Genomic DNA, 4,872 nt, shown 5'->3' with positions numbered 1-4,872 from the left:
CGCGGCCGCGCCGAGCCTCGACGACGCCGAGTTCGTGCAGTCGCGAGACCGCTTTGGCCATGTGCGTGTACGGGACGTCCACGACGTCGGCGACCTCGCGCGTGGTCAGCGCCGTACCGCCTTCGGAGACGGCAAGCCGCATGACGGCGCGCAGCGCCAGATCGGTGAACTTCGTCAGTCGCACACGAGCACGCTAACAAATAGGTATCGGCGATTCGTATTTGGGGGGCCACCTCGGAAATCGAGCAATCGCCCGGACTCTACCGACGCAAGGCGACAGGCTCTGCACTGAATGAGAGGCCCTGCGGCACACCAAGTCCCCTGCGCTGCACGTGGATTGCCGGTCCGCCGGTGCTCTCGCCGTGTTGGCTTCTTCGCACGCCCTGGAGGCTGTGCCACGCGTGTACCGATCCCCTGCCGGGCGCATGCGACCGGTTCGCCGACGGACTGCGACGCCGGGACCACGTGCTCTCTGTGCTCGTGCACACCGCCTACGCTCCGGCTTCGAGCGGCTTGCAGTGCCGCTGACGGGGACGTGTATGCGGCGGTGGTGGTCGCCGAGCGCGAAGGGCCTTGTCCGGCGAGGTCGCCTATGCCGCACTGGGCGGGCCGACGGAGTCCGGCGGCGGGACAAGTGCCGAATCCGCGCGCCACGCCCCGTGGTTGCGCCCGGGATATCGCCGGCAGGGAACGGGGTCTTCAGAAGCAATGAAGACGTGTTTCTGTTTTGTCGCTTTTGGGGATTCTTGGTCGCTATGGTGGATCTTTCGTTTGAGGACCGGACCGACTTCGAGAACGCGGATCGGGGGCGTGTCGCGTCGCTGTCGCCTGGGGTCGTGAAGGCCGCGGACGGGCGAGTGGTGTGGGACAACGATGTGTTCGCGTTCCTGGACGGGGAGTGCCCGGACACGGCGAACCGGTCGTTGTGGCGGCAGTCGCAGTTGTGCGCGCGGCAGGGCCTGTACGAGGTGACCGAGGGCATTTACCAGGTGCGCGGGCTGGACCTGTCGAACATGACGCTGGTGGAGGGCGACCGCGGGGTGGTCGTGATCGATCCGCTGGTGTCCGCGGAGACCGCCGCCGCGGGCCTTGCGCTCTACCGCGAGCACCGCGGCGACCGCCCGGTGACCGGTCTGATCTACACGCACTCGCACGTCGACCACTTCGGCGGTGCGGCCGGGGTGATCCCGGGCGACAACCCGGACGGCGTCCCGATCCTGGCGCCGGCGGGGTTCCTGGAGCACGCGGTCGCGGAGAACGTGTACGCCGGCACCGCGATGGGACGTCGCGGCGTCTACCACACCGGTGTGCTGCTGCCGAAGGACGCGACGGGGATGATCGGCACCGGCCTCGGGCAGACCGCGTCCTCCGGCACGATCGGGCTGATCCCGCCGACCCGCGACATCACGCGCACCGGGCAGGAGGAGACCGTCGACGGGGTGCGCATCGTCTTCCAGATGACCCCGGGCACCGAGGCACCGGCGGAGATGAACTTCCACTTCCCCGACCGGCGCGCGCTGTGCCTGGCGGAGAACGCCACGCACAACCTGCACAACATCCTGACCCTGCGCGGCGCGGTCGTCCGCGACGCCCGGGTGTGGGCGCGGTACCTGGCCGAGGCGGTCGAACTGTTCGCCGACGGCACCGACGTCGCGTTCGCATCCCACCACTGGCCGACCTGGGGCCGGGACAACATCGTGGCGTTCCTGCACGAGCAGCGGGACCTGTATGCGTACCTGCACGACCAGACGCTGCGCCTGCTCAACCAGGGCCACACCGGCACCGAGATCGCCGAACTGATCGAGGTGCCCCCCGCGTTGGCCGCGAAGTGGCACACCCGCGGCTACTACGGGTCGGTCTCCCACAATGTGAAGGCGGTCTACCAGCGGTACATGGGCTGGTTCGACGGCAACCCCGCCCACCTGTGGCAGCACCCTCCGGCCGCCGAAGCCGCCCGGTACGTCGACTGCATGGGCGGCGTCGACGCCGTCGTCGACAAGGCGAAGCGGTACGCCGCCGACGGTGACCTGCGGTTCGCCGCCACCCTGCTGGGCCACGCGGTGTTCGCCGCCCCTGACCACACCGCCGCGAAGCAGGCGCTGGCCAAGGTGTTCGAGAAGCTCGGCTTCGGCGCGGAGTGCGGCACGTGGCGCAACTTCTACCTCACCGGCGCCATGGAACTGCGCGACGGCATCCGGCCGATCCCGACGAGCATCGCCGGCGGCATGGCCGCCGGGCTGTCGAACGAACAGGTCTTCGACTCGCTGGCCATTCGCGTCGACGGTCCGAAGGCCTGGGACACCGCACTCACCCTGGACTGGGAGTTCACCGACACCGGAGACAAACACCGCATGGTGCTGTCCAACGGCGCGCTGACCCACCAGCGCCGCACCGACCGCACCACCGGCACCCCGGACGCGACCGTCACCCTGACCCGCCCGGCGCTGTTCGCGCTGTTGGCCGGCAAGGGCACTGAGGGCATCACCGCCACTGGCGACAACGGTGCCCTGGGCCGGCTGCTGGCCCTGCTCGACCAGCCCGACCCGAACTTCCCCATCGTCACCCCCTGATCACCAGCCACCGGCCGCGGCCCCCTGCCCAGACCGGGGGCCGCGGCCGGCTCAAGTGGCACTGATCCTGGGCGGTGCCATGCCCGCGGCCGCCCGCCAACCGCCCGCTACAGCGCGCCCGGATCGCCTACGCACTCGCCGAGGCGGGCGTCTCCGCCGTGGCAGCAGACGTGGATCTCACGGCGTGCGCTCGACGAAGTCCGGCTCGGAGAAGTCCGCCACACACGCGTCGATGTTCGCCGATTCGCTGCGTTTGCCACTCTTCTCGCTGACGACTTTGCCGTCCACACTCACCCGGCAGGAGATGGTCGCGTCCGGCTCCACGCTCGACGGCGCGTACATCGACACGTGCATGCGAGTGCCCGCAGTTGACACCTCGATCGTCTTGGACCAGGGCGGCTGGACGCCCTTGGCTTCCTCTCCCTCCGAGTCTGCGGCGTCGACGCTGTATTTCACGTCGACCGGACCGGTGCCGAAGACCTCGTAAACGACAGTGTGCTTCGACGACTTGTCGTCGCCCCCGTCGTCCGAGCAGCCGACGAGAAGCGCCGACGCCGCAACGAACCCGACGACGGCAGTGAAGGTACGCAAAGCAGTTCCCCGTGCTCTCATTGTCCTTAATGGATTCTGCGGGCAGCCGGCGTTCCGAGGAACGGAGAGGGACGACAACCGGCAAGCACGCACGCAAGTTTCGGCCTGCCCGGCCGAAGATGCCGGCGAGCCTATCCTGGAACCACGGTGTCCCCGTGGCCAGTTGCCTCCGAGCGCGACGACGGGGCGCCGAGCGCTCCGTTCTGGACGTCGGCTGTACCCCAGCCGACGCCGCAGCCGTTTCCACGAGTTTTGAGCTGTCCGCCCAAGCAGCGCCGGTCCGGTCATCGGGCGGGGATCAGAGCTTCCAGAGCACCGGGTCCGCCGAGAGGTCGGGGAAGTCGTATGTCAACGAGGCGACAGTCGCACCAGGCGGAGCCAAGTACACCTTGCACACGGTGACCTCGACGCCGTTGGTGAAGGTATCCGTGTCGGGTGCGTCGCACGTCCTGAGGCGGCCAAAGATCATCATGTGGTCGAGGCTGCGGTCAAAGGCGTCGAGGGCGCTGAACTTGATGGTCGGGTGGCTGTGGGAGAGGTCGCTGGTCGAGACGTTCTGGAAGGTCGCGCGCACGTGGTACGGCGTAGCGGACTCGTCCTTCTCACGACAGCGCCGAATGCTCCTGGGGCACTGTCCTGGTCCACGACGCGCCGCACCACCTCGCGCTGGGCTGGGCGATCACGCCCGCCTGCGAACCCGAGCCGGACGAGGCCACGGCCGGCCGCGTCGACGTCGCCGTCACCGCGGACGACCCCGACCGTACGACCGTCGTCCTGGTGCACCCGGAGCTGAATGGCACGGCGAGGGCTGGGAGCAGGCCCGCGACAGGCCGGCCGCGGACTCGGTGTGGCCGGGCGTCACGGCCGCGTACGGCGCGCTCGTCGCCGACGACGCCTGACGAACGGCAGCCGCGGGCTCACCAGTGCGCTGCGGTGGCGTAGTACGTGGTGCCCGGCCACGCCTCCACCGGTGTCGCCGACGGCACGATCTTGCCCGCGCACAGACCGCGTTCGGCGAGCCCGTCGACGATGCGCGGGATCGCCGCGAGCGTCGTCTCGTATCCCTCGTGCAGCAGGATGATGCCGCCCGGCTGCACCTGGAGGGCGTTGTCCGCGATCTCCGGTGCCGAGATGCCGTTGTAGTCGAATGAGTCCGCGGTCCACAGCACTTCGGTCATACCCAGGCTGGACGCGTCGGCTCGGATCTGCGCGTTGGTGCGGCCGTACGGCGGGCGGAAGAGCGTCGGCGCGGCCCCGGTCTGCGCCTGGAGGATCTGGTTGGTGCCGAGGAGTTCGTTGAACGCGTCCGGCTCACCGAGCTCGTCGAGGAACGGATGCGAGTAGCTGTGGTTCGCGATCCAGTGCCCGTTCTGCGCGAGTTGGTCGACGTACTGGGGGTACTCCTGCGCATGCGCGCCGGTGAGGAAGAACGTCGCCTTGACCCACCCGGCGTCGTACAGGGCCTGCACGTACGCGGGGGTCAGCGGGCTGGGGCCGTCGTCGAAGCTGATCGCGACGAACCCGTTGGCGCACGGTTCGGCGGCCGACGCGGTGGGCGCGGCCGGCCCGGTGATGACAAGGCCGAGGGCCGCCGACAGCGCGAGCAGCCCGGCGGTGAGGCGGCGCCGGGCACGGCCGGCGCGCAAAGCGGAGGACATCGGTACCTGACCCAGGGTTTCGGAGGAGGACCGGCCCGCGGGGTCCGGGGACA

Annotated in this window: 5 protein-coding genes; 1 reads left to right on the top strand and 4 read right to left on the bottom strand. The window is 69.5% G+C overall.

Features of this window, described 5'->3' with window-relative positions:
* A partial coding sequence (locus tag ACRX5S_RS37150) for an Rrf2 family transcriptional regulator (protein ID WP_436777658.1) occupies positions 1 to 184 on the bottom strand: 184 nt, incomplete at its 3' end.
* A 571-nt stretch (positions 185 to 755) separates the two neighbouring features.
* Here ACRX5S_RS37150 and ACRX5S_RS37145 point away from each other — a divergent pair.
* Positions 756 to 2,570, top strand: a complete 1,815-nt coding sequence (locus ACRX5S_RS37145; RefSeq protein ID WP_436777657.1) for an alkyl/aryl-sulfatase — start codon at positions 756 to 758, stop codon at positions 2,568 to 2,570.
* Positions 2,571 to 2,747: 177 nt separating this feature from the next.
* On the opposite strand, the gene ACRX5S_RS37140 is transcribed toward ACRX5S_RS37145, so the two are convergent.
* The 3 genes from ACRX5S_RS37140 to ACRX5S_RS37130 all read right to left on the bottom strand — a co-directional run.
* Positions 2,748 to 3,161: an MmpS family transport accessory protein gene (locus tag ACRX5S_RS37140; RefSeq protein WP_436777656.1), complete on the bottom strand. Its 414-nt coding sequence runs from the start codon at positions 3,159 to 3,161 to the stop codon at positions 2,748 to 2,750.
* A 298-nt stretch (positions 3,162 to 3,459) separates the two neighbouring features.
* Positions 3,460 to 3,735: a hypothetical protein gene (locus ACRX5S_RS37135; RefSeq protein WP_436777655.1), complete on the bottom strand. Its 276-nt coding sequence runs from the start codon at positions 3,733 to 3,735 to the stop codon at positions 3,460 to 3,462.
* A gap of 343 nt (positions 3,736 to 4,078) precedes the next feature.
* On the bottom strand, positions 4,079 to 4,872 hold a 794-nt coding region (locus tag ACRX5S_RS37130; protein ID WP_436777654.1), incomplete at its 5' end, for a polysaccharide deacetylase family protein.

The organism is Yinghuangia sp. YIM S09857 (assembly GCF_051388915.1).
GTDB lineage: Bacteria > Actinomycetota > Actinomycetes > Streptomycetales > Streptomycetaceae > Yinghuangia.
The sequence above is the reverse complement of the archived record's forward strand: the minus strand, read 5'-3'. Positions and strand labels throughout refer to the sequence as shown.

Coding starts and splice junctions, on each gene's coding strand:
- ACRX5S_RS37145 (WP_436777657.1), top strand. CDS start 756: ATGGTGGATCTTTCGTTTGAGGACCGGACCGACTTCGAGAACGCGGAT.